Raw genomic sequence first — 23,717 nt, 5'->3', positions numbered from 1 at the left:
GACAGTCGACTCTACCCCGTAGGTTGCCGCCCGCCGCCCGCCGCCCGCCACCCATCACCCATCACCCACCACCTGCCACCCGCCGCACATCATCCAGCGTCGATTGCCCATCGCCGTCCCATGCGCGTGCTGTGCAGGCCTGCCTAACGTCATTACCAGCAGTCATGTGGCTGGCCGGATATGACGGTTGGGTGACGCGATCCCGCCTGTTGCCGCGGGTGAACAGGCCCTTGAATGGAAGCGTGTTTCCGGCCCACCCCCACGAGCCCCCATGCCTGCCGCCCACACCCCTGTCCTGAGCACTCTCGCTGTTCTGATCACAGCCATCCTCGCCGCTTCGCCCAGCCATGCGGCTGAAGCCGATGCGGATCCTGCTGCCGCCGCTGCGACGGCCAACGTGGCCGCGTCCACGCTGGATGCGGTGGTGGTGACCGGCTCGCGCACCAGTACGCGTACGGTGAAGAACAGTTCCACGCCGATCGACGTGATCTCCGCCGAAGACCTCACCGCCACCGGCCAGGCCAACCTGCTGGAAGCACTGCAGCGCGCACTGCCGTCGCTCAGCCAGATTGGTGGCTACCAGAGCGACCAGGAGAGCCTGATCCGTGGCTACCAGCTGCGCAACCTGTCGCCCGGCTACACGCTGGTGCTGGTGAACGGCAAGCGCCGCAATGCCAGTGCCTATGTAAGCGGTGCCAATGGGGGCGGCTTCCCAGGCCATGCGTGGGCGGACCTGGCGTTGATTCCGGTGTCGGCCATCGACCACGTGGAAGTGCTGCGTGATGGTGCGTCGGCCATCTATGGCTCCGATGCGATTACCGGTGTGGTCAACGTGATCCTGAAGTCGCAGGCGCACGGTGGCGAGTTCGCCGTGGAAAGCGGGCAGAGCATTGATGGCGATGGCTCGCGAACCAGCGTGCGTGCCAACGTTGGCCTGCCGTGGGGTGCCGATGGCTTCGTCAACCTCTCCGGCGAGACCACCCGCCAGCATCATGCGATCCGCACCCGCCGCTACATCGATGGCTATCTGAGCTACCCGGCGGTGGATGGTAGCGGCAATCTGGTGGCGCTGCGGCCGAATAATCGATTGCCGGCCGGCGCATCGCCGAACCCGGCCGAAGCCAGCCGCAATGCCGAGGCCAACACCATCCTCAGCTCCCCGTCGTATGCGCTGAAGGCGTTCGCGGTGAACGTGGGCCATGGCCTGGGCGAGAGCGCGCAGTTCTACGCCAATGCCACCGCCAGCGATCGCACCGCGCAGGCGATCCAGAACTTCCGCCTGCCGGCGACCATCTTCACCACCTACAAGGCACCTGGCGTGCTGAGTGTGTTTCCCGATGGCTTCCTGCCAGTGCTGGAAACCAAGGAGAAGCAGTACACCGGCACCGCGGGCGTGAAAGGCCAGATCGCAGGCTGGGACTACGACGCCAGCCTGACCGGCAACCGCAGTACGGTGCGCACCTATACGCGCAACTCGGTGAACTACTCGCTGCCGTACCCCGGTTCGCCCACTGACTTCTATGACGGCAAGCTGGACTACCAGCAGGGCATCGCCAACCTGGACCTGCGCCGCGGCTTCGAGGTGGCGGCGTTTGCGTCGCCGCTGGAGGTGAGCGCGGGCGCCGAGTACCAGCACGAACAGTACGAACGTGGGGCAGGGCAGTGGGAGTCGTACACCGGCTTTGGTGCTGCGGCCTTCGTCGGGTATTCCACTGCGGACGCGGTGAAGGCGACCCGTAACAGCAAGGCGGTGTACGTGGGTGCAGCCACCAACATCACCTCGCGCTGGTATCTGGATGCGGCGGCGCGCTGGGAAGACCATTCGGACTTCGGCAGTGTCTCCACCGGCCGCCTGACCACGCGCTTCGACTTCACCGATGCGCTGGGCGTGCGTGCCACGGTCAGCAACGGTTTCCACGCGCCCAGCCTGGGCGCGCAGTTCTACCAGGCCACTGGCAGCTGCCCGTGCGGTACCACGCTGGTGGCGCAGGTGTCTTCGCCGGCAGCGGTTGCGCTGGGTGCTACGCCGCTGAAGCCCGAGAAAGCCACCAACTACAGCCTGGGCGTGACCTGGGACCCGAGCCCGGCGTTCCACCTGGCCGTGGATGCCTACCAGATCGACATCCGTGGCCAGCTCGGCCAGTCCAGCCAGATCGGCTACAACGCGCAGGATTCAGCGCGCATCACCGACAACAGCGGCACGGTGCTGACTGCGGCGCAGAAGAACACCATCGATGCGCTGCTGGGCTCGGCCGGCATCAGCATCCTGCCGGGTGATGCGTTCTATGCCAGCTACTTCACCAACGTGGGCAATACCCGCACACGTGGTGTCGAGCTGACCCTGGAGGCCAACCAGGACACCGCGTGGGGCAAGCTGCGCTGGAGCTATGCGGCCAACGTGGGGCGTACCACCATCCAGAAGGTCAGCGACATTCCGGCGGCGCTGCAGGGGCTGCCGAACATCAACCTGTTGACCAAGAGCAGCGAGTACGCGCTGCGCTTCCGTACGCCCAGCTACACGCAGGTGGCGGGGTTGGGCTGGCAGAACGCGCGCTGGCGCTCGAATGTCGATTTCACCTACTACGGCCCGATCAAGCGCCTGAACAACGGCGTGGAGTACAAGCAGCCGCCGGTGCTGGTGACCAATCTCTCCGGTGCCGTGGAACTGGGCGCAGGCTGGAGTGCGGCGCTGGGCATCAACAACGTGTTCGACAAGCGCACGCGCAAGGTGCCCGAGTACGCGCGCAGTGCCACCGATGTGGCGAGCATCGAGACGACCTGGGACAACGGCGACGTGTTGGGCAACGTCGGCGCGTACTGGTACGGGCGGGTCAGTTACCGGTTTTGAGGTTCACGCCAAAGGCGGCCGGACGTGGTTCGGCATCATCGAGGAGCATTTCATGTCTTCTGCATTGAAGGTGGTGGCAGTGGTGGGGTCACCGACCAGCTCGGCGACGTCGCGCACGTTGCTGCTGGTGCGGCACTTGTTGGCGTCGTTGCAGCAGCGGGTGCATGCCAGCGTGGAGCTGGTGGAGCTGGCGCCGATCGCGCGTTCGCTGGGGCAGTCGCTGTCGCGCGATGAAGCGGAGCCAGCCGTAGAGCAGGCACTGCAGGCAATCGAGGCGGCCGGTCTGCTGGTGGTGGCGACGCCGGTGTATCGCGGTTCCTATCCCGGGCTGTTCAAGCACCTGGTCGATTTAATCGGGCTGGAAGCGCTGGTGGATACGCCGGTGCTGCTGGCGGCGACCGGTGGCAGCGAGCGCCATGCGTTGGTGATCGACCACCAGTTGCGGCCGTTGTTCAGTTTCCTGCAGGCGCACACGCTGCCGATCGGGGTGTATGCCACGCCTGCCGACTTCGATGGCGAGCACATCAACAGTGCAGCCTTGCAGGCGCGCATCGCACTGGCGGCCGAGCGCGCGGCAGGGCATCTGGCTTCGCAGGCGCTGGCGGTACCGGCGCCGCTGCGAAGGATCGCCTGACGGCATAACCGGCGGCGCTTTGCTTATGGCCAAGGCGCATCTGCATGGCCGGATCTGACCGCCGATTGTCGCCTAGCATCGCCGTGCCAACCGCCGTCATCTCTAGCATCGATATCGAAGCGGCATCGCATTGCCGCCCCCCGATGAGGACGACCCCGTGAGTCTGGACGCAACCGACAAGCCCATCCTGTTCCTGCTCGACCGTGAGTTCGAGGACGGACAGATTCCCGGCCAGCGCTTCTTCTGCCGGCACAGCCTGTTGCTGGAAGGTGCGCTGTCGAGCATCGACGGCCTGGACGCGCAGCTGGACGTGCGCCGCATCGGTTTCGCACGGCCGCGCCGGGAGGTGATCGCCGAAATCGGCGAGCAGGACCAGTCGCTGCCGAAGTTGGTGCTGCCGCAGGGCGTGCGCAGTGACCTCGCGAGTGGCGTGCACCAGGACCGCCAGTACATCTCCGGTGCCGAGCCGATCCTGGCCGCGCTGAATGGGTTGCTCGGCATCCCCGTGGCCCATCCCTGAGCGAGGACGCGACCATGAGCTATCAGATCAGCGTGTTGGACAAGAGTCCGGTGGCCGAAGGTGCTACGCCCGAACAGGCGCTGCGCAACAGCCTGCAGCTGGCGCAGCGCGCCGAACAGCTGGGCTATCACCGCTACTGGTTTGCCGAGCACCACGCCGCGCCGACGTTGGCCAGCCCCGCACCGGAAGTGCTGGCGGCCTGGGTGCTGGCGCAGACCCGGCGCATCCGCATCGGTAGCGGCGGGGTGATGCTGCGCCACTACGCGCCGTACAAGGTCGCGGAGAACTTCAACCTGCTGGCAGCGCTGGCGCCAGGGCGCGTGGACCTGGGTGTGGGCAAGGCGCCCGGCGGCCTGCCGGCATCTACCGCTGCATTGGCAGCGGGGCGGCCGGCGTTTGCCGACTTCGACCAGCAACTGCGCGATCTTGAGGGCTATCTGTCCGGCGCCGAAGCCGATGTGCTGGCGCGGCCGATTCCGCAGCAGGCGCCGGAGCGCTTCCTGCTCGGTGCCAGCCCGCAGAGTGCACGGCAGGCGGCCGAGCTGGGCTGGCGTTTCGTCTACGCCGCGCACTTCGACGGCGACCCGAAGCACATCGAGGCCGCGTTCGACGCCTACCGCAGCGTCTCCTCGCAGCCACCGCTGCTGGCTACGGTGGCCTTCGCCGCGCCGACTGCCGAAGCCGCTGCGCGTCATATTGGTGCGCTGCGCGTCTACAAGCTGCACCTCGGTCCCGGGCAGACCGTGAACCTGCCCAGCCCAGAGGCGGCTGCCGAGTACGCACGCCAGGTGGGCGTGGCCGACTTCCGCATCGAGGAAACACGTCCGAGCGTGTTGTCCGGCGATGCGCAGCACGTGCGCGGCGAACTGGACGCGCTGCACCGGCGCTTCGGCGTGGGTGAATTCATCCTCGATGCGCCGGTGGCCGACCTCGACGCACGCCTGACATCCCTTGAACTGCTGTCGCCCGCGCCGCGCGCGGCGGTGGCCTGACCTGCAGGAGCGATTCCCATGAGCACGACCCCGCGCCACATTCCGTTCGGCATCATGCTGCAGGGCCCCGGCAGCCACATGCATGCCTGGAAGCATCCGTCCAACCCGGCCGATGCCAGCGTCAACCTGCAGTTCTACATCGACATCGCGCGCACCGCCGAGGACAACGGCATCGCGTTCGGCTTCGTTGCCGACGGCCTGTACATCAACGAAAAATCCATCCCGCACTTCCTCAACCGCTTCGAGCCGATCTCGCTGCTCTCGGCGCTGGCCACGGCAACGAAGAAGATCGGCCTGGCCGGCACGCTGTCGACCTCGTACAGCGACCCGTTCACTGTCGCCCGCCAGTTCGCCTCGCTGGATCTGCTCAGTGGCGGTCGTGCTGGCTGGAACGTGGTGACCTCACCGTTGGAAGGTTCGGGTCGCAACTATGGCCGGCCGCACCCGGAGCATGCGCTGCGCTACCAGATCGCCGACGAGTATCTGGACGTGGTGCAGGGGCTGTGGGATTCCTGGGATGACGATGCCTTTGTGCGCGAGCGCGACAGCGGCACGTTCTTTGCGCCGGAGAAGTTCCGCCGGCTCGACCACAAAGGCCGCTTCTTCCAGGTGGAAGGCCCGCTCAACATCCAGCGCTCGCCACAGGGCCAGCCCGTGATCTTCCAGGCCGGTTCGTCCGATGACGGCATTGCGCTGGCCGGCAAGTACGCCGATGCGGTGTTCACCCATTCGCCATCGCTGGAGGAGACCCGCGCGTTCACCCAGAGGGTGAAGAACTCGGCGATCGCCCACGGCCGCAGCGGCAATGACGTGAAGATCTTCCCGGGCATCGGCCCCATCGTCGGCCGCACCGCCGAGGAGGCCGAGGCCAAGTATCAGGCGATCGCCGCGCTGGCCACGCTGGAGGACGCGCTGGCCTATCTCGGCCGCTTCTTCGACCACCATGACTTCAGCCAGTACGACGCAGATGCACCGTTCCCGGAGCTGGGCGACATCGGCAGCAATTCGTTCCGTTCCACCACCGACCGCATCAAGCAGGATGCGCGCGAGAAGGGCCTGAGCCTGCGCCAGGTGGCGTTGGAAGCGGTGAGCCCGCGACCAAACTTCATCGGCACGCCGGAGCAGGTGGCCGATGAGCTGATCCGTTGGTTCGACGCCGGTGCCAGCGACGGCTTCATCCTTGGATTCGCCGCACAGCGCGAAGGCCTCGAGGATTTCGTGACCCAGGTGCTGCCGATCCTGCAGGCCCGCGGCTACCACCAGCGTGAGCTGCAGGGGCAGACCCTGCGTGAGCATCTGGGGCTGCCGTACAAGGCCAGCCGGTACGCGGCCGATGCCGAACCGGCGCGGAAGGCGGGGTAGGGCGATGAGCGGAGAGAATTCGGTAGCGCCCGGCCATGTCCGGCGAGACCCCACGTCCATCGGCGTGCTGCCCGAAATCGCGGCACGCGCCGAGGCGGCCATCGCGATCCGCCATGACCTGCACCGCCACCCGGAGCTGGCCTTCGAGGAGCACCGCACCAGCGCCCGTGTGGCCGAGCTGCTGCAACAGTGGGGCTATGAGGTCACCACCGGGCTCGGTGGCACAGGCGTTGTCGGCACGCTGCAGCGCGGGCAGGGCGGCCGTCGCCTCGGCCTGCGCGCCGACATCGATGCATTGCCGATCCACGAGGACTCCGGCCTGGCCTATGCCAGCCAGACCGAGGGGTTGATGCATGCCTGCGGCCACGATGGGCATACCGCCATCCTGCTGTCTGCGGCGCATTACCTGGCCCATCACGGCAATATCGACGGCACCCTGCAGCTGGTGTTCCAGCCGGCCGAGGAGACCGGTTCGGGCGCGTCGAAGATGATTGCCGACGGCCTGTTCGAGCGCTTCCCGGTGGACGCGATCTATGGCCTGCACAACTGGCCGGGCGTGCCGGTGGGCCACTTCGGCTTTGTCGATGGCCCGGCGATGGCGTCGGTGGACTGGGCACGGCTGAAGGTGATCGGAAAGGGTGGCCACGGTGCCGAGCCGCAGGGCAGCGTGGATCCGATCCTGGTCGCCGCGCACATCATCACTGCGCTGCAGAGCGTGGTGTCGCGCAATGTCGATCCGCGGCAGATGGGCGTGGTCACCGTCGGCTCGATCCACGGCGGCCAGGCCGCCAATGTGATTCCGGACGTGGTCGAGCTGAAACTGACCGTGCGCGCCTACCTGCCGGAGGTACGCGACACCCTGCGGCGCCGGGTCACCGGGATTGCCGAGCAGACCGCTGCCGCGTTCGGTGCGCGCGCCGAGATCGAGTTCCCGCGCGGTTTCCCCAGCGTGATCAACCACCCGCAGCAGACTGCCTACATCCGCGAGGTGGCGCTGCAGGGCTTCGGCAGTGAACACGTAGTTCCCGAATTCGCGCCGCGCACCGCCAGCGAGGATTTCGCCTTCCTGCTGCAGGCGCGGCCGGGCAGTTTCGTGTTCGTCGGCAACGGCGACAGCGCGCCGCTGCACAGCCCGCGCTACGTGTTCAACGACGCCGCAATCGCACCCGCCGCCAGCCTGTGGGCACGGCTGGCCGAAGACTATCTGGTGAAGGACGTGGCATGAGCAGCAACGAACGCTTCTTCTACACCTCGGTGGATGATCCGCTGGCACGGCCTCTGTTCGATGGCCTGGAACAGGAGTACGACAGCCGCTACGCCGACGTGCGCCGACGCATCGGCGGCAGCGCCCGCGAGGAACTGCAGCGCTACCCGGCGCAGGCCTTTGCTGCCCCGGTAGGTGCCTTCGTGCTGCTGCTGCGCGATGGCGTGGCGATCTCCGGCGGCGCGTTCATGCCGCACCGCGATCCGGATACCGCCGAGTTCAAGCGGATCTGGACGCTGCCCGGGCTGCGTCGCCAGGGCATCGCGCGGCGCGTGCTGCAGGAGCTGGAAGACCAGGCGGCGCGGCAAGGATACCGGCGGGTGTTCCTGACCACCGGCTTCCGCCAGCCTGAAGCGGTTGGCCTGTACCTCAGCCATGGTTACACCGCGCTGTTCGATCTGGATGCGGATCCCGAAACCATTGCGCACCTGCCGTTCGAAAAGCACCTGCGGGCACCGGCGCCCGTCATCGTACCTGCGCAGACCCAGCTGCAAGGAGCCCACGCGTGAGCACGCCTTCGACCGCGTTGGATGGCATTGCAACCCGGCCCGCGCCAGCGCCGGCGCTGAAGATCGTGCCGGCCCGGCACCCGCTGCAGGTGTTCGGCACAGTATTGGCACTGGCGCTGATCCTGATCGGGCTGCAGTCCGTACTGGGCAATCCGCGCTGGGGCTGGGGCACCTTTGCTGAGTGGTTCTTCGCACGCCCGGTGCTCGAGGGCCTGGGCCGCACGCTGCTGCTGACCGCGCTCGGTACCGGCCTCGGTTTCGCGCTGGGCACCCTGCTTGCGCTGGCACGGGTGTCCGGCTCACCCCTGTTGTCGGCGGTGTCGTGGGGCTATGTGTGGTTGTTCCGCTCGATCCCGCTGCTGGTGCTGTTGCTGCTGTTGAACAACCTGGGCTATCTGTACAGCACCATCGAGCTGGGCGTGCCGTTCACCGGCATCAGCCTGTTCTCGTACCCGACCACGCAGCTGATCGGTGTGTTCACCGCCGCGGTGCTGGGCCTGACCCTGAACCAGGCGGCGTTCTCGGCCGAGGTGATCCGCGGTGGCATCCTCTCGGTCGACCACGGCCAGTACGAGGCCGCGGCCGCACTCGGCCTGCCGCGCGGTCGCCAGGTGCGCCGCATCATCCTGCCGCAGGCAATGCGTTCGATCCTGCCGGCCGCGTTCAACGATGTGATTGGCCTGGCCAAGAGCACCTCGGTGGTCTATGTGCTGGCGCTGCCTGAGCTGTTCTACACCGTGCAGGTGATCTACCGGCGCAACCTGGAAGTGGTGCCGCTGCTGATGGTGGCCACGGTCTGGTACCTGGTGATTCTGACCGTGTTGTCGCTGCTGCAGCGGCGCGTGGAACAGCGCTTCGCGCGCGGCCAACTGCAGCGCGAGCGCTCGGTGTCGCGAGTGTCATCGCTTCCGCGTGTGCAGAGCGATGCCGCGCAGCGCGTGGCCAATCGCCCGCGCATCGCCACGCAGGTTGAAGCGGGCGAGGGCGCATCCGTGTCGCTGCATGGCGTGGGCAAGGCGTTCGGCGATCTGCCGGTGCTGGAAGACGTGAATCTGGAGCTGCGCGCTGGAAGCGTGACGGTGCTGATCGGCCCGTCCGGCGCCGGCAAGTCCACGCTGCTGCGGCTGATCAACCACCTGGAACGCGCCGACGGCGGTTACGTGACTGTCGGCGGCCAGCTGATCGGCTACCGCCGCGATGGCGACACCCTGTACGAACTGCCCGAGCGCGAGATCCGTCGCCGTCGTGCCGAAGTGGGCATGGTGTTCCAGGGCTTCAACCTGTTCCCGCACCTGACCGCATTGGAGAACATCATCGAGGCGCCAATCGCGGTGCGCGGCGTGCCGCGCGCGCAGGCCGAGCAGCAGGCGCGCACGCTGCTGGAGCGGGTCGGCCTGGCCGACAAGGCCGACGCTTTCCCGCGCCAGCTGTCCGGTGGCCAGCAGCAGCGCATCGCGATTGCCCGCGCGCTGGCCCTGCAGCCGAAGGTGCTGTTGTTCGATGAACCGACCTCGGCGCTGGACCCGGAGCTGGTGGCTGAAGTGCTGAGCGTGATCGAAGAACTGGCCCGTTCGGGTACCACGCTGGTGATCGTCACCCATGAGCTGAGCTTCGCCCGCCGCGTGGCCGACCACGTGGTGATGATGGACCAGGGCCGGGTGATCGAGCAGGGCACGCCCGGGGCCCTGTTCGAGCGCCCGCGCCAGCAACGCACCGCCGATTTCCTGGCCAAGACACTGTAACCCTCAAGGAATGCCATGAGCCCTGCAGCACCCCGTCGCCCCTCACGCAGCACCTTGTTGATCGCAGGCGTGCTGGTCATCGGCATCGCCGGCATCGTCTACTCGCGCGTGCGCCAGACCCCGGATGCCGGCGCCGTGGCCGCGACCAGCCTGGCCGGCGCGAACACCGCCATCCTGAAGGGCACGCTCGACCCGAAGGCGCAGGCCTTGATTCCGGCTGGCTACCGCTTCGTCACGCCGGGGGCGTTCACCGTGGCGACCCATCCGGGGCAGCTGCCGCTGGCCGACTACGGCGCCGACAGCAAGGACGTGGTCGGCATCGAGCCGGACATCGCGCGCCTGATCGCCGATGCGCTGGGCCTGAAGCTGGTGATCGTGCCGGTGGCGTGGGCCGACTGGCCGCTGGGGCTGGAATCGGGCAAGTACGATGCGGTGCTGTCGAACGTGACGGTCACCGAGGAGCGAAAGAAGAAGTTCGATTTCTCCAGCTACCGTTACGACCTGCTGGGCATCTACACGCGCACTGATGGGCCGATCCAGAAGATCGAAAAGCCGGCCGACGTTGCCGGGCTGAAGGTGGTGGTCGGTGCCAGCACCAACCAGGACCAGATCCTGCGGCAGTGGGACCAGCAGAACATCGCTGCCGGCTTGAAGCCGGTGGAGTACCAGTACTTCGATGACGCGGTGGTCGGCCGGTTGGCGGTGATCACCGGGCGGGCCGATGTCTCGTTCGAGCCCAATGCCACCGGCGCGTACTCGGCACGCGACGGCAAGGTGCGGCGCGTGGGCCTGTTCCCCGGCGGCTGGCCGAACGCCGCGGCGATCTCGGTGACCACGCGCAAGGGGAGCGGCCTGGCCGACGCGGTGACGCAGGCGCTGAACACGCAGATTGCCAGTGGTACCTATGCGCAGGCGCTGAAGCGATGGAACGTGGCCGAGGAAGCTGTGCCGCAGTCGCAGACCAACCCGCCGGGATTGCCGACGCTGCAATGACACCGGGCGTGGCCCGGCGGGCCCCTGTAGACTGGCGCATGGTGATCGGCGACATGCAGTCGAGCAAGCTCGCCTCTACCAGCGCGCCTCCAGTGTTCTGAACGGCTTTGCCAGCCGCACACCCTCGGCATCGAAGTCGGAAACGCTATGCCCATCCACACGCACCGTCTTCGGCATGGTGCGCGCCGGCCACCAGACTTTCACTGCCGTCCCGCTGCGCAACCCCTTGCCCAGCGTGACCGTCAGTGTGCCGTCGCGCTGCCGCGCCTGCATCTGCAACGTGCCATACGCGGTCGGCAGCCGCTCCACCGCCAACCCATCGCCCGCCACCCACGACGGCGGCGTGCCCGGCAGCAATGACAATGCATCATCGTCTTCGCGCATCAGCATGCCGAACAGCGTGCGGCCGTACTCGGCACCAATCCAGGTATGCGGCATGTCGCCCAGGTAGCGGGGGAAACGCAGCCGCGAGTGCACGACCTCGGCCAGTACCTGCCACTCAAGCGGGCGCCGATCATGCAGCAGTCCCTGCAGCAGCTCATCGGCAACCTGCGGTTGGCCCAGGTGCACATAGCTCAGCACGTTGCGGATCTCATACGGCGTATAGGCGTACAGCGCATCGGGCTGGCTGCGCTTGCGCACATCCTCCAGATAACGCGCGAAGGTGGTCCGCAGTGCCTCGGCGGGCAGCACGCTCTGCGCACCGGTGGGGTCCAGTGCGATCGATACGCCGGTTGGATCGCCATCGCCCAGGTCGGCCGAGGAGGGAATGAAGTCGATGCCCTTCCACGCCATCGTCGCCCGGATAGAGGCGTGCAGCGCGTCGTAGAGCAGCGTGTACTGTTCGCGCGCCCAACGGGCGGTTTCATGGTCGCCCAGCGACTCGGCCAGCCACGCGCCGTCGTGCCAGCCCTTCAGTCCCCAGTAGTCATCCCAGTAGCTGTGGGTGGGCGACGGATATCCCTCATGGCTGATCGACGGCGCAAGGATGCCCGCGAAGCGCTCCGGCGCCGGCTGGTCGGCCTTGTAGCCGGGCACCAGCGTGCGCTCGCGTAGTTCCTGCAGGAACTGCAGCGCGGCCTTCACCTTGGGCAGGTAGGCACGCACCGATTCCGGTCCACCATCCAAGCGCGCGACATCGGCCACCAACGCGACGTACTGTCCTTGGCTGTCGTACTCGATGTCCGATCCAAAGCCGGTGTTGACACTGCCATCGTCGTTGAGGATCGGCGAGACCAGGCCGTTGGCATGCACGCCGTGTTCGCTGTACCAGGCCAGGTAGTCGCGCGCGACGCGTGCTTCGCCCATGCGCAGCAGCACCGCCGAGGTGGCCATGCCGTCGCGGATGAAGGAGCGGTTGTAGTTGCGGGGCCCGGGCTGCATGGCCGGGCCGGTCTGGTTGATCAGCATGTAGGCGGCCTGCGCGCGCAGCATGTCCACCAGCGAAGGATCGGGCAGGCGCAGGCCGACCTGGCCCAGCCGTGCCTGCCAGTCCGCGGACGCCTGCGTGGCCAGTGAATCGAACGCCGCATTGGCATCGCGGGGCGGCGTGGCCAGATCGAGCGCGGGCGCCTCGGGCAGTGCGCCCTTGCTATCGGCGGTGGCAGTACCCAGCGGGAACGCGACCACGATGGCATCGCTGGCTCCCGGTGCCAGTGACACGCGGTAGTTCAACGCAGCCGAGGCAAGACCCTCGTCGTCGCGCGCCTGTTGCGTGGAGGGCAGATGGCCGGCAGCGACGTTCGCGGTGATTTCCGTTGCGCCATCCCTGCCAAACGGCGCCGCGCCGGACGCAGTCACCGGCGTGAGCGACTGCAGCAGCATGCGGCCATTGATGCGCACAGCCTGTCCATCGATCGCCACATCGCGGATGGGTGACAGCCCGCCGTTCTGCCACGGTGGATTCATCTGCATCGGGCGCACGACCAGGCTGAGCGTGCCGTCGATCCTGGTGCCGCCGGTGTTGTGCACGCGATGACGCAGGAAGGTCACCGGCTGGCCGTTGCGCTCGATGGCGAACACTTCACTGCGCAGCTCCAGGCCGGGTTGCGGTGACCAGGTAGCGGAGGGCATCGGCTTCCAGCCGTCCCGCAATGCATGCTGCACGTTCTGCCCGGCCGCACCCGCAGTGCTCCCATCGGCGCTGCGCCAGATCGGCTGCACCAGCGGCGCGCCCTTGAATGCTTCCAGATTGCCGTATTCGTCGAAGATCGATTTCTGCCGCCCTGCGTGCACGCCGACGGCGGTCCAATAGGTCTGCTGCATCTGCAGCGACGCCGGGAACAACGCGCGCTGCGCGCCGCTGGCGGCGATCTGATACTGATTCATCGGTGTCATCACGGCTTTCGGGCCGAGCAGGCGCAGGCGTGCCACCTTTGGTGCAGATCCATCCACGCTCAGGCGGAATGCACGCACGGCCTGTGCGGCATTGGCGGCCAACCAGCTCTGGCGGTGGCTGGCCGCCTGCGCATCGTGCGCGAGGTCCTGCCACCGGCCCTGTGCATCCTGAACCTGCAATCGGGCAGGGCCGCGGTTTCCATCAGCCCAGTCGACCACCAGACCAGCCGTCGATTGAGCCTGCGGCAGCGTGATCTCTAACGCATGGGATCCATTTGTTCCGGCCGGAACCGCAACGGTGCCACCGCCTTGCCAGAGCGCCGCCGCCTGCGCTGCATCGACACCCCTGATGCGTGCGCTGAGCGTGCTGTCCAGCGGCTCCATCTCGAAGATCGACACGCCCCAGTCGGCAGTGCGCTGCGGACTGGCCAGCCGCAGATAGCGCGCCTGCCGCGGCGCGAAGTACAGCGTTTCCACATCGCCCAGTGAATCGGCCATCGTGTACGCGGTCTGCCACTGCGTGCCATCCAGTGAGGTCTGCAGCGAATAGCCTTCCGGATTGGAGACATCCCAGGTGAGGCGCGCGCCGGCCAGCAGGGTGGGTGCGCCCAGGTCGATCTGGAACCAGTGGCCGGGGCTGAAGGCGCCGCCGGTCACGGTCTTCGGGTCGCCGTCGATCAGGTGGCCGATCGCCATCGCCGGCACCTGCTGCGAGGAACTGCTGGCCTGCCATTGGCTGCGCGGGGGGAGGGTCTGTGCCTGTGCGCTGGAGGCGAGGGCGGCCAACAGCAGGGCAATGGCAGATCGCCATGGGATAGCTGAGCGGAAGACCTTGGAACGTTCGGCGCGCAACGTCATTACTGGCAGCCTCGCAGGATCGACCGGAATCGGGCGAGCGCTACGCTAGCAAGGGATGTAATCGGTTACATGACGCACTGCAATAGGTTGCGGATGATGGCCGGTCGCCTCGATCGCCGGTTTGAGTCACGATCACCATCAATGGGGTTGACGGATGTGGCTCTGGACGGCCGTCGACCAGGCCATACGCTATTGGTAGCGACCTCGAATCTGGAATGGATTGATGATGGAATTCAGTTTTACGCTGATGTACCGAGTGCCCGATATCGGGGAAGATCTCAGTGCATTTGAGCGATGTCTCGCAGAGTCGGGATGTGACGATGGGCTGCTGGGTAGTGGTTTGCCGGGTATCTTGGCGTTGCGATTCCAGAGAGAGGGAACGGTCGCAAACGATGTCGCGCGTGATACATGCGTGCAGGTCCAAAATGCGCTCCCGGAAGCCGAGTTGATAACCGTGCACTTCGATGTCAGCAATGCTGCCAGTATCTCTACTTGCGGTGCCTCCAGAGCTGGGCTTGTTTGACTTCCATGGAACACTTTTGAGAAGCAGCCGAGCATGGCTCGGCTCTACATAGTATCCGGCAGGTCAAGCGCCCCCCTGTTACAGCTCCACCGTCTCCCACCATCGCGTACCCGCCTGCGGCGCCTGCATGTCCAGCGCTTCGCCCATCATCGGCGTGGCCACCGGCACGTTCTTCGCGGCCGCCAATGCGGTGATGCGTTCGAACGGCTGCTGCCATGCGTGCAGGGCCAGATCGAAGGTGCCGTTATGGATCGGCAGCAGCCACTTGCCGTGCAGGTCCAGGTGCGCCTGCAGCGTCTGTTCCGGCTGCATGTGCACGAACGCCCAGCGCGGATCGTAGGCACCGGTCTCGATCATGGTCAGGTCGAACGGACCGTATTTTTCGCCGATGGCCTTGAAGCCATCGAAGTAGCCGGTGTCGCCGCTGAAGAAGATGCGGAAGTCGCCGTCCTGGATCACCCATGACGCCCACAGGCTACGATCACTGTCGCCCAGTCCGCGGCCGGAGAAATGCTGGCCGGGGGTGGCGGTCAGGCGCAGGCCATTGGCCTCGGTCGATTGCCACCAGTCCAGCTGTTCGACCTTGCTGGCGTCCACGCCCCAGGCGATCAGCTGGTCGCCGACGCCGAGCGGTGCAATGAAGCGCGCGGTCTTGCCGGCCAGCTGCATCACCGCTGCATGGTCGAGGTGGTCGTAGTGGTTGTGCGAGAGGATCACGCCGGCGATCGGCGGCAGATCGTCGATGCTGATCGGCGGCGCATGGAAGCGGGCCGGGCCCATCCACTGCACCGGCGAGGCGCGCTCGGAGAACACCGGGTCGGTCAGCCAGTACTGGCCGCGCAGCTTCAGCAGGATCGTGGAGTGCCCCAGCCGGAACAGGCTGCGGTCCGGCGCGGCGTCCAGTGTGGCGCGGTCCAGCGGCTGCACTGGAATCGGGTGCGCGGGCACGGTGCCCTTGGGTTTGTTGAAGAGGAACGTCCACCAGATCTCCAGGCCGTCGCGCAGGCCCATCGCTGGACGGGGCAGGGCATTGCGGAACTTGCCATCACGGTACTGCGGCGACTCGGGGAAGTCGGGGAGGGACCAGGACTTGCAGAAGGTGTAGGCGGTCACGGCGAGGATTCCAAGCAGGAGGACAAGGAGCAGGCGCTTCATGGGTGACGTCCGCTGAGTACACTGCACAGTGTAGTTTCGGGTTTTCCAAAAGTACACTACCAAGTGTAAAATGGAGGCATCCGTTCAGTTATCCGGTTCCCGCCATGCCCCGTGTCCCGCAACGCCTGACAGACCGCAAACGCGAAGCCATCGTGCGCGCGGCGGTGGAGGAGTTCCGTGCCTCGGGCTACGAGGCGACCAGCATGGACCGCATTGCCGAGGCGGCCGGGGTCTCCAAGCGCACCGTCTACAACCACTTCCCGAGCAAGGAAGCGCTGTTCTCGATGATCCTGGAGGAGCTGTGGGAGCGAAGCGTTGCCAGCGACACATTGCCGTACCGCGCCGACCAGCCGCTGCAGGCGCAGTTGCTGCAGTTGCTGGGGCAGAAGCTGGAATTGCTCAGTGATGCCAACTTCATCGATCTGGCGCGGGTGGCGATGGCCGAGATCATCCACTCACCGGAGCGTGCGCAGGCCATCGTCTGCCGCATGGGCGAGAAGGAAAGTGGCGAGAGTGCGTGGATCCGCGCGGCCATCGCTGACGGCCGGCTGCGCGAGGTCGATCCGGAGTTCGCCGGCCACCAGCTGCACGGGCTGGTGAAGAGCTTTGCGTTCTGGCCCCAGGTGACGATGGGGCAGGCGCCGTTGAACGCAGAGGAGCGTGCACGCGTGGCCGAATCGGCGGTGGCGATGTTCCTGGGTTTCTACGCGGTCTAGCTGGCGGCGAAGCGGCGGAACTCGTCGGCCGGCAGCGCCGCCGAGTACAGATAGCCTTGGCCGACATCCACGCCCAGGGCCCGCAGCTTCTGCTCCTGCGCCAGGGTTTCGGTACCTTCGGCCACCACGATCGCGCCGCAGCGGTGCGCAACCTCGACGATGAAGCGCACGATCGACTGCGACTTGGCGTCGGACAGTGTGGCGATCAGCGCCTGTTCGATCTTGACCTCGGCGATGGCCAGCTGCGAGAGCAGGATCAGGGTTGAATAGCCAGCGCCGAAATCATCCAGCGACAGGGTGACCTCCGCCGCCAGCAGCTGTGCGATGTTGGCATCGACCACGTCGCGCTCGACGATCTCGGTCCATTCGACGATCTCCAGGCGCAACATCACGCCAGGCACATCGTGCAGCTGCAGCAGTTCCTGCAGGCGCAGGCCGAAGTCGGGCAGGCGCAGTGACTCGGCCGAAACGTTCACTGCGATCTTCAGCTGCCAGCCATCGCGTCGGCACTGCTGCAGGAAGTGGATGGCCGACTGCAGCGTGGCCCATTCCAGTTCAGCCAATCGCCCCTGCCGGCGCAGCAGGGAGATCACCCGCATCGGCGCGATCAGCCGGCCCTCGCCGTCGCGCATGCGCAGCAGTGCTTCGGCGCCGACCAGTTGACGATCCTGCAGGCGATGCTTGGGCTGGTAGCACAGCGGTGCGTCGCCCTGCTGCAGCCAACGTTCGAGAGCGACTTCGATCAGGGCGTCGATCTCGCTGTCGCGCTGGATCGGGTCGTCGAAGAACACGACGCCGGATTCGATCGCACTCAGTGCAACGGTGATCGCACGGAACGGAAGATGTCCTTCGTCGGCATCTACGGGGGGCTTCAATTCGACTACTGCACAGCGGAACAGCGGCCGGAAACCGGGCCAATCGCGGCCGCCCTGCTCGGCCAGGTTGCTGGCCAGCTCGGTGATCTGCGGTTGCGTGCGCAGTTCGGACAAGGCCAGGTCGCGCACCAGGATCGCCAGCGCGGCATCGCCGAACTGGTAGATCTCCAGTTGCGTGGCCGGCAGCGAGGGCAGCAGTCGATGTACTTCTTCGGTGCTGTCGCGCTGCCAGATACCGTTGTCCTGCAGCGGACCATAGCGCAGGCGCAGATCGCGCAGGTTGCCCATCTCGGCCACGATCAGGCAGGCCTTGCCGATGCCGTCGTTGTCGCGCCAGTAATGCTGCAGGCGTTCGCCGAGCGCACGCATGTTGGGCAGGCCACTGATCGGATCGATGCGCAGCCAGGCCTGTTCGCGCTGGCGTTGTGCATCGATCTGAGCATCGTTGTAGACCAGTGCGAACACCGCGCCGAGCATCAGCAGTGAGAGTGGCAGTGCCAGCAGGCGCTGGATTGCCAACTCCTCCACGGGCAGCTGATAGGCGCCGATGATTGCTACCCCCAGTGCCAGGCCCAACGCAGTGACGACGATACGAACGCCCCAGGCCTGCAGGATCAGGCGCAGCGAGAGTTCATTGAGCATGCGTGGGTGCAGGCGCCTGCGCAGCCAGACGCCGGCCAGCATCTGCAGCGTGGCCTCGAGGCCGACAGGCAGGAAATACTGGGTGCCGGCGAACTGGTAGCGGGCCAGCAGGCTGGCGCCCAGGCAGGCCAGGCCACCGCGCCAGCCGCCGAGCAGGCCGCTGACCAGCAGGATGTCGAAACCCAGGTGGAGCTTGACCACGCCCTGGCTGTAGCGGGCCACGAACCAGGAATTGAACAGGTAGATCAGGCCCAGCGCCACGCCCACGTACAGGCGGCGGCCTTCAATGGCGTGGCCGGCGCGGCGGGTGGCGATCAGCAGCACGCCGATCATGCCGATCACCGCCGTGGCCTGCAGCAGGTACAGCGGCAGGCTGGGCAGGGCGCTGTCCAGGACCTGGGCCGAGACCCGTGAAAGCGCATCCATAGCAGGTTCCCGCCTGTGACCGACGGCCGGTGACGAGCAGCGTAGTCGCAGCAGCGCGCAGGTTCAATTGCAGCGGTCGTTTCCGGGAAGGAGGTGTTCGGCCATGAAATCGACAAACACCCGAACACGCGGCTGCTGATGGCGATGGCTTGGCCAGAGGGCCCAGAAGGTGCTTCGCTCAGTGCTCCATGGGTCCAGGACGCTGACGAGCGAACCGCGGTCCAGCGCATCACGCGTGGCGAAGTCGGGCAGGCACGCAATGCCATGGCCATCGATGGCCATGTGCAGGATCGTCTCAAGATGATTGGCGGTCATTGCGGCAGTCAGCCGGGTTTCAGCGCCTCCCTCACGTGCGGGCAGTGGCCAGCGTTCGATCAGGCCGGTGCCGGGAAAGCGATGGAGAAGGCATGCGTGGCCGCTCAGCTCGTCCGGGTGCTGCGGCGTGCCGCGCTGGGCGAAGTACGCAGGGGCGCCCACGCACAGCAGGCGGGTACTGCCGAGGTTGCGGCCGTGTAGCCGGGAGTCGGCGGGGCTGCCTGTGCGGACGACGGCATCGAAGCCCTCCTCGATGACATCGACCAGGCGGTCGCTGAAGTGCAGGTCGAGTTCGATGGCGGGGAAGCGCTGCGCAAACGCCGAAAGCACCGGCAGCATCAGACCGCTGGCGAGTGGAAGACTGACCTTCAGGCGACCGCTGGGCGCGGCCTGGGCATCGGTCAGTTCGCGTTCTGCCGCAGCGACCTCGATCATGATGCGGCGGCAGCGTTCAAGGAACTGCTCGCCTTCGGCAGTCAGGCTGACGCTGCGGGTATTGCGATTCAGCAGGCGGGCGCCCAGGCGCTCTTCCAGTCGGGCGATGGTCTTGCTTGCGGCCGAAGGGGTGATGCCACGCTGTCGTGCTGCGGCCGCGAAGCTGCGTGCCTCGGCGACCAGAACGAAGAGGCTGAGACCGGCAAAGCTGTCCATGACGTGACCATTGATGACGTTTGTGTCATTAAAGCATGGAGCGAATGACGGATTCTTACGCAATAGCGTCGTCGATAGCATCAATGCGGTGGCGCTTGGCCACGCTCGAGTTTCATCGACATGTCTGTTGCCTCTGCTGAGACGGCCGGATCATCACGCTTTGGCGTGGTGCTGGCAGGCTGTCTGACGGCGCTCACCATTCCCTTGAGCATTGCCAGCCCTGCCGTGGGCATTCCTGCCATCCGGGACGCGCTGGGCGGTTCCCCTGCGGCGTTGTCCTGGATCATCAACGCCTATCTGTTGACCTACGGCTGCACCACGCTGGTGGCCGGTGGACTGGCCGATCTGCATGGCAGGCGCCGGATCTGGATTCTGGGCGGCGCGTTGTTTGCACTCGTCACCGGCCTGATTCCCTTGATGCCCGATGTGGCGTGGATCAATGTCCTGAGACTGCTTCAGGGGATGGCGGCGTCGGCAGCGTTTGCCGGCGCGATGGCGTCGCTGGCGCAAGTGTTCGACGGCCAGGCGCGGGCAAGGGTGTTCAGCCTGATCGGCACCACTTTTGGTGCAGGGGCCGCAGGCGGTCCGCTGCTGGCGGGCGGGTTGATCGATGCGCTGGGCTGGGAATGGGTGTTCTTCCTGCCTGCGTTGCTGGCGGCCCTGACCGTACCGCTGGTCGCCCTGTCATCCGCCGAATCGAGAAACGCCGGTTCGCCACGCCTGGATTGGCTGGGGGCCATCACCTTCATGCTGGCGCTGGGCTCACTCACCTACGCCATGATCGTGCTGCCGGAACGTGGCCTGCTGCATCCGCAGACGCTGGTACTGCTGGCGCTCTCGGTGGTGCTGCTGGGCGTGTTCATTGCCGTTGAGCGCTCCCATCGAACACCGCTGCTGGATCTCGGGCTGTTCCGCAACCGGCGTTTTGTTGGCGTGCAGATTCTGGCCGCTGCCCCTGCGTTCTCCTACGTCGTCCTTCTGGTCGTGCTGCCGGCTGGCTTCATCGGTGTTGAAGGACTGCGACCCACCGAGGCTGGACTGGCGATGGCAGCACTGTCTGCACCCTTGCTGGTTGTTCCCCTGGTTGCCGGCTACCTGCTGCGCTGGATTCCGGCGCGGACGCTGTGCTGTGCGGGCCTGCTGATCGGTGCGCTTGGGCTGGCATGGCTGGCGCAGGTGTTCCAGTTCCCGTCGGTGCGCTGGATGCCGATGCTGGTCATCGGAATCGGCATCGGCCTTCCCTGGGGGATCATGGATGGCCTGGCGGTCAGCGTGGTCGGCAAGGAGCAGGCCGGCATGGCCGCTGGCATCTTCAATGCGATGCGACTGGCAGGCGATTCCATTGCCCTCGCGCTTGTCGGCATCATGCTCTCGGCCCGGATTGGCGGGAACATGATGCTGGAGGCCGGCGTCGTGGCCCGTGCCGCCGTGCACAGGCTGTCCATGGGCGACCTTGGCGGAGCGGTGGAGGCATTGCCCGGCCTTTCGAGAACGGCGCTTGCCCAGGCATACGTGGAGGCCGTCCGTGGCCAGCTGTTTGTCCTGGCGATGGCGACCGTGCTGACCGCCATCGTGCTTGGGTACCTGTTGCGCGAAGAGGTCGAGCCTGGCCTGAGCAGGGGCAGTCAGTAGCGCGGGTCGGCGATGGCCGGCAGCACCAGTTCGCGCACGAAGCCGGACGGTGACAACTGCAGCAGCGCGCGCACCATCGCAACGACGTCGTGCACCGGCACCAGCTCGCCGTCGCCGCGCGCTGCGGCCTCTGCCACCGGCACCGACAGCGCATCGTCGGTGTTGAGGTAGCCCAGCTGCAGGCTGGTCACCGCCAGGCGGCGATCGCGGAAACCCTCGCGCAGTGCATCGGCGATGCCGTTGAGTGCGAACTTGGATGCACCGAACGCCACTTCCGGGCGGCCGCTGCGCGGCAGTGCCGAGGTCGACCCGGTCAGCACCAGCTGCGGGCGTGGCGCGCCCAGCACCCGCGGCAGCAGGCGCTGCAGCAGCACCAGGGTCGCGGTGATGTTGACGTCGACCAGCTGGGTGAGCGCGGCATCGCTCTCGTCGAGGAAGGCGTACTCGTCGCTGAAGGCGGTCTCTTCCCAGATGCCCAGGTTGTGGATCAGCACATCCAGATCGGCCGGTGCCTGCGCTGCGATGTGATTGGCAGCCAGGGTGGGTTGGGACAGATCGGCCTCGATCCACTGCAGGGTGACACCCTCGGGGCATTCAAGGTCGCGCGGACGGCTGCGCGAAACGCCGATGACGGTGTCGCCCGCACTGCACAGGCCTTCCACGAACGCCCGACCCAGGCCCCTGCTGGCGCCGATGACCATCAATTTCATGTTGCTTCCTTGTTGTACTGCGGCGGCCTCAGTCGGCAGCCAGAATGGTGTCCCAGTCGGCGAACGCGCGCAGGCCGCTGCGCTCGGCGGTAATGATCGAGGCAGTGTTGTCGAGCTGGCAACGGTACTGAGGCTGCAGCCCGGCAGCCTGCGCGGACACGGCCATGGCGTGTACCAGCTGGCGTGCGTGCCCGCGACCGCGGGCCTCGGGCAGGGTCAGCACGCCCATGTCGGCCAGGGCTGGATCCAGGCTCCACGGGTACATGCTTCCCGCGGCAACCAGCCGCTCGCCATCGAAGGCGCCGAACACCTGCCAGTGGTCCAGCTCGACCCAGGCGGCATCGAGATCCTCTTCGCTGGCGTTGGCCTGGAACACCTCGAACGCGGCTGCGTCGGCCGGGTCGAGACGGCGGATATGTGGTGGTGCAGGGCGCGCGGCCAGGGCCGCAAGTTCTGCGGCAGGGAAGTAGAAGACACGATCCGCACCATGGGTGCGCTGGCCGAGCTGCTGCAGGCGCTGTTGCAGCTGTGCCAGCGTCCAGTACGGTTGCGCATGCAGGTGCAGGCGAGCCGCCAGGGCAGGGCGCAACAGTGCGCGAGCGGGGCCCACGACCGGCTGCAGCAGCATGCCTTCCTCGCCCTCATCGAAATCATCGCTGCACGCCAACTGCAGCTGTGGATCATCCCGCAGCGTGCGCTGCCCGGAGAACACGCCGCGCCAGGTCGCATCGATCAACGGGGCAAACACATCATCCATGACCGGTGTCTCGCTCAGTGCCGGGGCAGGTCCACCTGCAGGCCGGCGGCCTTCCATTCGGGGTAACCGGCGGCGAGCCGCTGCGCGGTCAGTCCGGCCTCGCGCAGCATCGCCACCGCATCGTTGGACAGCACGCAGTAGGGGCCGCGGCAGTACGCGACAATGTGGACGGCACGCGGCAGTTCGTCCATCCGTGCACGCAGTTCCGTAACGGGAATGTTCAGCGCGCCGGGCAGGTGGCCCAGATCGAATTCCTCGCGCGGCCGCACATCCAGCAGCACCACGCTGCCGCGTTGTTCCAGCAGCTGCTCCACGGTCAGTCCTTCCAGCGCATCGCGGCGCTGCAGGCTGTCGTGGATCACGCCGTGCATTTCGCTGCGCTGGTGGTCGGCATAGTCGCGCAGTGCGGCCAGCAGGTTGCCCAGCGGGCCATCACCGCTGCGGTAGAGGATGCGCTTGCCGTCACGGCGGGTCTGTACCAGGCCGGCACGGCGCAGCTGCTGCAGGTGCTGGGAGGTATTGGCCACCGAAAGCCCGGTCAGTTCGGCCAGGCGTTCCACGGCGCGCTCGCCCTGGGCGATGTGCTCCAGCAGGGCCAGGCGATGGGCATGGCCGAGCGTGCGGGCGATCTCGGCCAAGGCCTCAAGCGGTGAGGGTGGTGGCTCTGTTGCAGCGTTCATGCGGGGCACGCTAGCATCGATCTATCATTCAAGCAAATAATTGAAGGTGTGCGATATGTCTGGCCAGGCGACATTCGTGATGGATGCGGTGGTAGTCGGCGTGGGAGCGACCGCAGTGATGGACCTGTGGGCGGTGGTGCAGCGGCGGCTGTTCGGCATTCCTTCGTTGGATTTTGCGATGGTCGGGCGTTGGCTGGGGCACCTGCCGCGCGGGCGCTTTCGCCACGAGGGCATCGGCCGCGCGGCTGCGGTCGGTGGCGAGTGCGCGCTGGGCTGGACCGCGCATTACGTGATCGGGGTGGTTTTCGCCGCGTTGTTGCTGGCCGTGGTAGGGAGCGATTGGGTGCAGGCACCCACCCTGTGGCCGGCGCTGGCCTTCGGCATCCTCAGCGTTGCTGCGCCGTTCTTCATCCTGCAGCCGGGCATGGGTGCAGGCATTGCCGCTTCGAAGACCCCGGCGCCGGGCAAGGCACGCCTGCGCAGCCTGGTGGCGCACAGCGTGTTCGGCGTGGGCATGTACCTTTCCGCGCTGCTGTTGGCCGCGGTTCGTGCAGGATGAGCGAAAATCGGTGGGGT

General features: G+C 66.6%; 20 protein-coding genes. 13 read left to right on the top strand and 7 right to left on the bottom strand.

Features of this window, described 5'->3' with window-relative positions:
* Positions 1–271 precede the first annotated feature (271 nt).
* The 9 genes from AC5P99_RS20705 to AC5P99_RS20665 all read left to right on the top strand — a co-directional run bounded on the left by AC5P99_RS20705 (position 272) and on the right by AC5P99_RS20665 (position 10,864).
* A complete protein-coding gene (locus tag AC5P99_RS20705) occupies positions 272–2,848 on the top strand; it encodes a TonB-dependent receptor plug domain-containing protein (RefSeq protein WP_495213516.1) in 2,577 nt (858 codons plus the stop codon).
* A gap of 52 nt (positions 2,849–2,900) precedes the next feature.
* Entirely contained in the window at positions 2,901–3,482 is a 582-nt protein-coding gene (gene msuE / locus AC5P99_RS20700; protein WP_495213515.1) for an FMN reductase, read from the top strand.
* 157 nt (positions 3,483–3,639) lie between these two features.
* Positions 3,640–4,002 carry a DUF3088 family protein gene (locus AC5P99_RS20695; protein WP_005409341.1) on the top strand — a complete coding sequence of 121 codons (363 nt, stop codon included), beginning with the start codon at positions 3,640–3,642 and terminating at the stop codon, positions 4,000–4,002.
* Between the two features lie 14 nt (positions 4,003–4,016).
* Positions 4,017–4,994, top strand: a complete 978-nt coding sequence (locus AC5P99_RS20690; RefSeq protein ID WP_099605051.1) for an MsnO8 family LLM class oxidoreductase — start codon at positions 4,017–4,019, stop codon at positions 4,992–4,994.
* Between the two features lie 18 nt (positions 4,995–5,012).
* Complete coding sequence (locus AC5P99_RS20685; RefSeq protein ID WP_262091444.1) at positions 5,013–6,356, top strand: LLM class flavin-dependent oxidoreductase; 1,344 nt, start codon at positions 5,013–5,015, stop codon at positions 6,354–6,356.
* A 4-nt stretch (positions 6,357–6,360) separates the two neighbouring features.
* A complete protein-coding gene (locus tag AC5P99_RS20680; RefSeq protein ID WP_495213514.1) occupies positions 6,361–7,581 on the top strand; it encodes a M20 aminoacylase family protein in 1,221 nt (406 codons plus the stop codon).
* Positions 7,578–8,129, top strand: coding sequence for a GNAT family N-acetyltransferase (locus AC5P99_RS20675; RefSeq protein WP_005409345.1), 552 nt, complete (start codon positions 7,578–7,580; stop codon positions 8,127–8,129). The genes AC5P99_RS20680 and AC5P99_RS20675 overlap by 4 nt, the downstream gene beginning before the upstream one ends.
* The gene (locus AC5P99_RS20670) at positions 8,126–9,871 is read left to right on the top strand and encodes an amino acid ABC transporter permease/ATP-binding protein (RefSeq protein WP_315973974.1); all 1,746 of its coding nucleotides are present in this window, start codon (positions 8,126–8,128) and stop codon (positions 9,869–9,871) included. Before AC5P99_RS20675 ends, AC5P99_RS20670 begins: the two co-directional genes overlap by 4 nt.
* A 15-nt stretch (positions 9,872–9,886) precedes the next feature.
* Complete coding sequence (locus AC5P99_RS20665; RefSeq protein ID WP_005409347.1) at positions 9,887–10,864, top strand: ABC transporter substrate-binding protein; 978 nt, start codon at positions 9,887–9,889, stop codon at positions 10,862–10,864.
* A gap of 75 nt (positions 10,865–10,939) precedes the next feature.
* Here the strand turns inward: AC5P99_RS20665 and AC5P99_RS20660 are convergent, their stop codons facing one another.
* Positions 10,940–14,059, bottom strand: coding sequence for a galactose-binding domain-containing protein (locus tag AC5P99_RS20660; protein WP_495213513.1), 3,120 nt, complete (start codon positions 14,057–14,059; stop codon positions 10,940–10,942).
* 223 nt (positions 14,060–14,282) lie between these two features.
* Here AC5P99_RS20660 and AC5P99_RS20655 point away from each other — a divergent pair, with 223 nt between their 5' ends.
* Complete coding sequence (locus tag AC5P99_RS20655; protein ID WP_053090768.1) at positions 14,283–14,582, top strand: hypothetical protein; 300 nt, start codon at positions 14,283–14,285, stop codon at positions 14,580–14,582.
* Positions 14,583–14,660: 78 nt separating this feature from the next.
* Here the strand turns inward: AC5P99_RS20655 and AC5P99_RS20650 are convergent, their stop codons facing one another.
* Complete coding sequence (locus tag AC5P99_RS20650; RefSeq protein WP_088436179.1) at positions 14,661–15,737, bottom strand: MBL fold metallo-hydrolase; 1,077 nt, start codon at positions 15,735–15,737, stop codon at positions 14,661–14,663.
* 104 nt (positions 15,738–15,841) lie between these two features.
* Between AC5P99_RS20650 and AC5P99_RS20645 the strand changes: the two genes are divergently transcribed.
* On the top strand, positions 15,842–16,453 hold the full coding sequence (locus tag AC5P99_RS20645; protein WP_088436180.1) for a TetR/AcrR family transcriptional regulator: 612 nt from the start codon (positions 15,842–15,844) through the stop codon (positions 16,451–16,453).
* On the opposite strand, the gene AC5P99_RS20640 is transcribed toward AC5P99_RS20645, so the two are convergent.
* Both AC5P99_RS20640 and AC5P99_RS20635 read right to left on the bottom strand, forming a co-directional pair.
* Entirely contained in the window at positions 16,450–18,396 is a 1,947-nt protein-coding gene (locus AC5P99_RS20640; protein ID WP_495213512.1) for an EAL domain-containing protein, read from the bottom strand. The two genes, AC5P99_RS20645 and AC5P99_RS20640, sit on opposite strands and share 4 nt — an antisense overlap.
* Before the next feature lie 63 nt (positions 18,397–18,459).
* The gene (locus AC5P99_RS20635) at positions 18,460–19,362 is read right to left on the bottom strand and encodes a LysR substrate-binding domain-containing protein (RefSeq protein ID WP_076738957.1); all 903 of its coding nucleotides are present in this window, start codon (positions 19,360–19,362) and stop codon (positions 18,460–18,462) included.
* 120 nt (positions 19,363–19,482) lie between these two features.
* On the opposite strand from AC5P99_RS20635, the gene AC5P99_RS20630 reads away from it, so the two are divergent.
* Entirely contained in the window at positions 19,483–20,994 is a 1,512-nt protein-coding gene (locus AC5P99_RS20630) for an MFS transporter (RefSeq protein ID WP_495213511.1), read from the top strand.
* On the opposite strand, the gene AC5P99_RS20625 is transcribed toward AC5P99_RS20630, so the two are convergent.
* Genes AC5P99_RS20625 through AC5P99_RS20615 form a run of 3 tightly spaced genes read right to left on the bottom strand, consistent with a single transcriptional unit; the run spans position 20,988 to position 23,141 of the window.
* Positions 20,988–21,704 carry an SDR family NAD(P)-dependent oxidoreductase gene (locus tag AC5P99_RS20625; RefSeq protein ID WP_005413133.1) on the bottom strand — a complete coding sequence of 239 codons (717 nt, stop codon included), beginning with the start codon at positions 21,702–21,704 and terminating at the stop codon, positions 20,988–20,990. The genes AC5P99_RS20630 and AC5P99_RS20625 overlap by 7 nt on opposite strands.
* A gap of 28 nt (positions 21,705–21,732) precedes the next feature.
* Positions 21,733–22,461 (bottom strand): GNAT family N-acetyltransferase, encoded by a 729-nt coding sequence (locus AC5P99_RS20620; RefSeq protein WP_495213510.1) that lies wholly within the window; start codon positions 22,459–22,461, stop codon positions 21,733–21,735.
* Positions 22,462–22,475: 14 nt separating this feature from the next.
* The gene (locus tag AC5P99_RS20615) at positions 22,476–23,141 is read right to left on the bottom strand and encodes an ArsR/SmtB family transcription factor (RefSeq protein ID WP_099478974.1); all 666 of its coding nucleotides are present in this window, start codon (positions 23,139–23,141) and stop codon (positions 22,476–22,478) included.
* A gap of 55 nt (positions 23,142–23,196) precedes the next feature.
* On the opposite strand from AC5P99_RS20615, the gene AC5P99_RS20610 reads away from it, so the two are divergent.
* Complete coding sequence (locus AC5P99_RS20610) at positions 23,197–23,700, top strand: DUF2938 domain-containing protein (protein ID WP_108270054.1); 504 nt, start codon at positions 23,197–23,199, stop codon at positions 23,698–23,700.
* The last annotated feature ends 17 nt before the right edge of the window (positions 23,701–23,717 follow it).

It is taken from the genome of Stenotrophomonas sp. YJH_SMC_80 (assembly GCF_059372495.1).
Note: the sequence above shows the minus strand (reverse complement) of the source record. Positions and strands in the feature narration are given on the sequence as shown.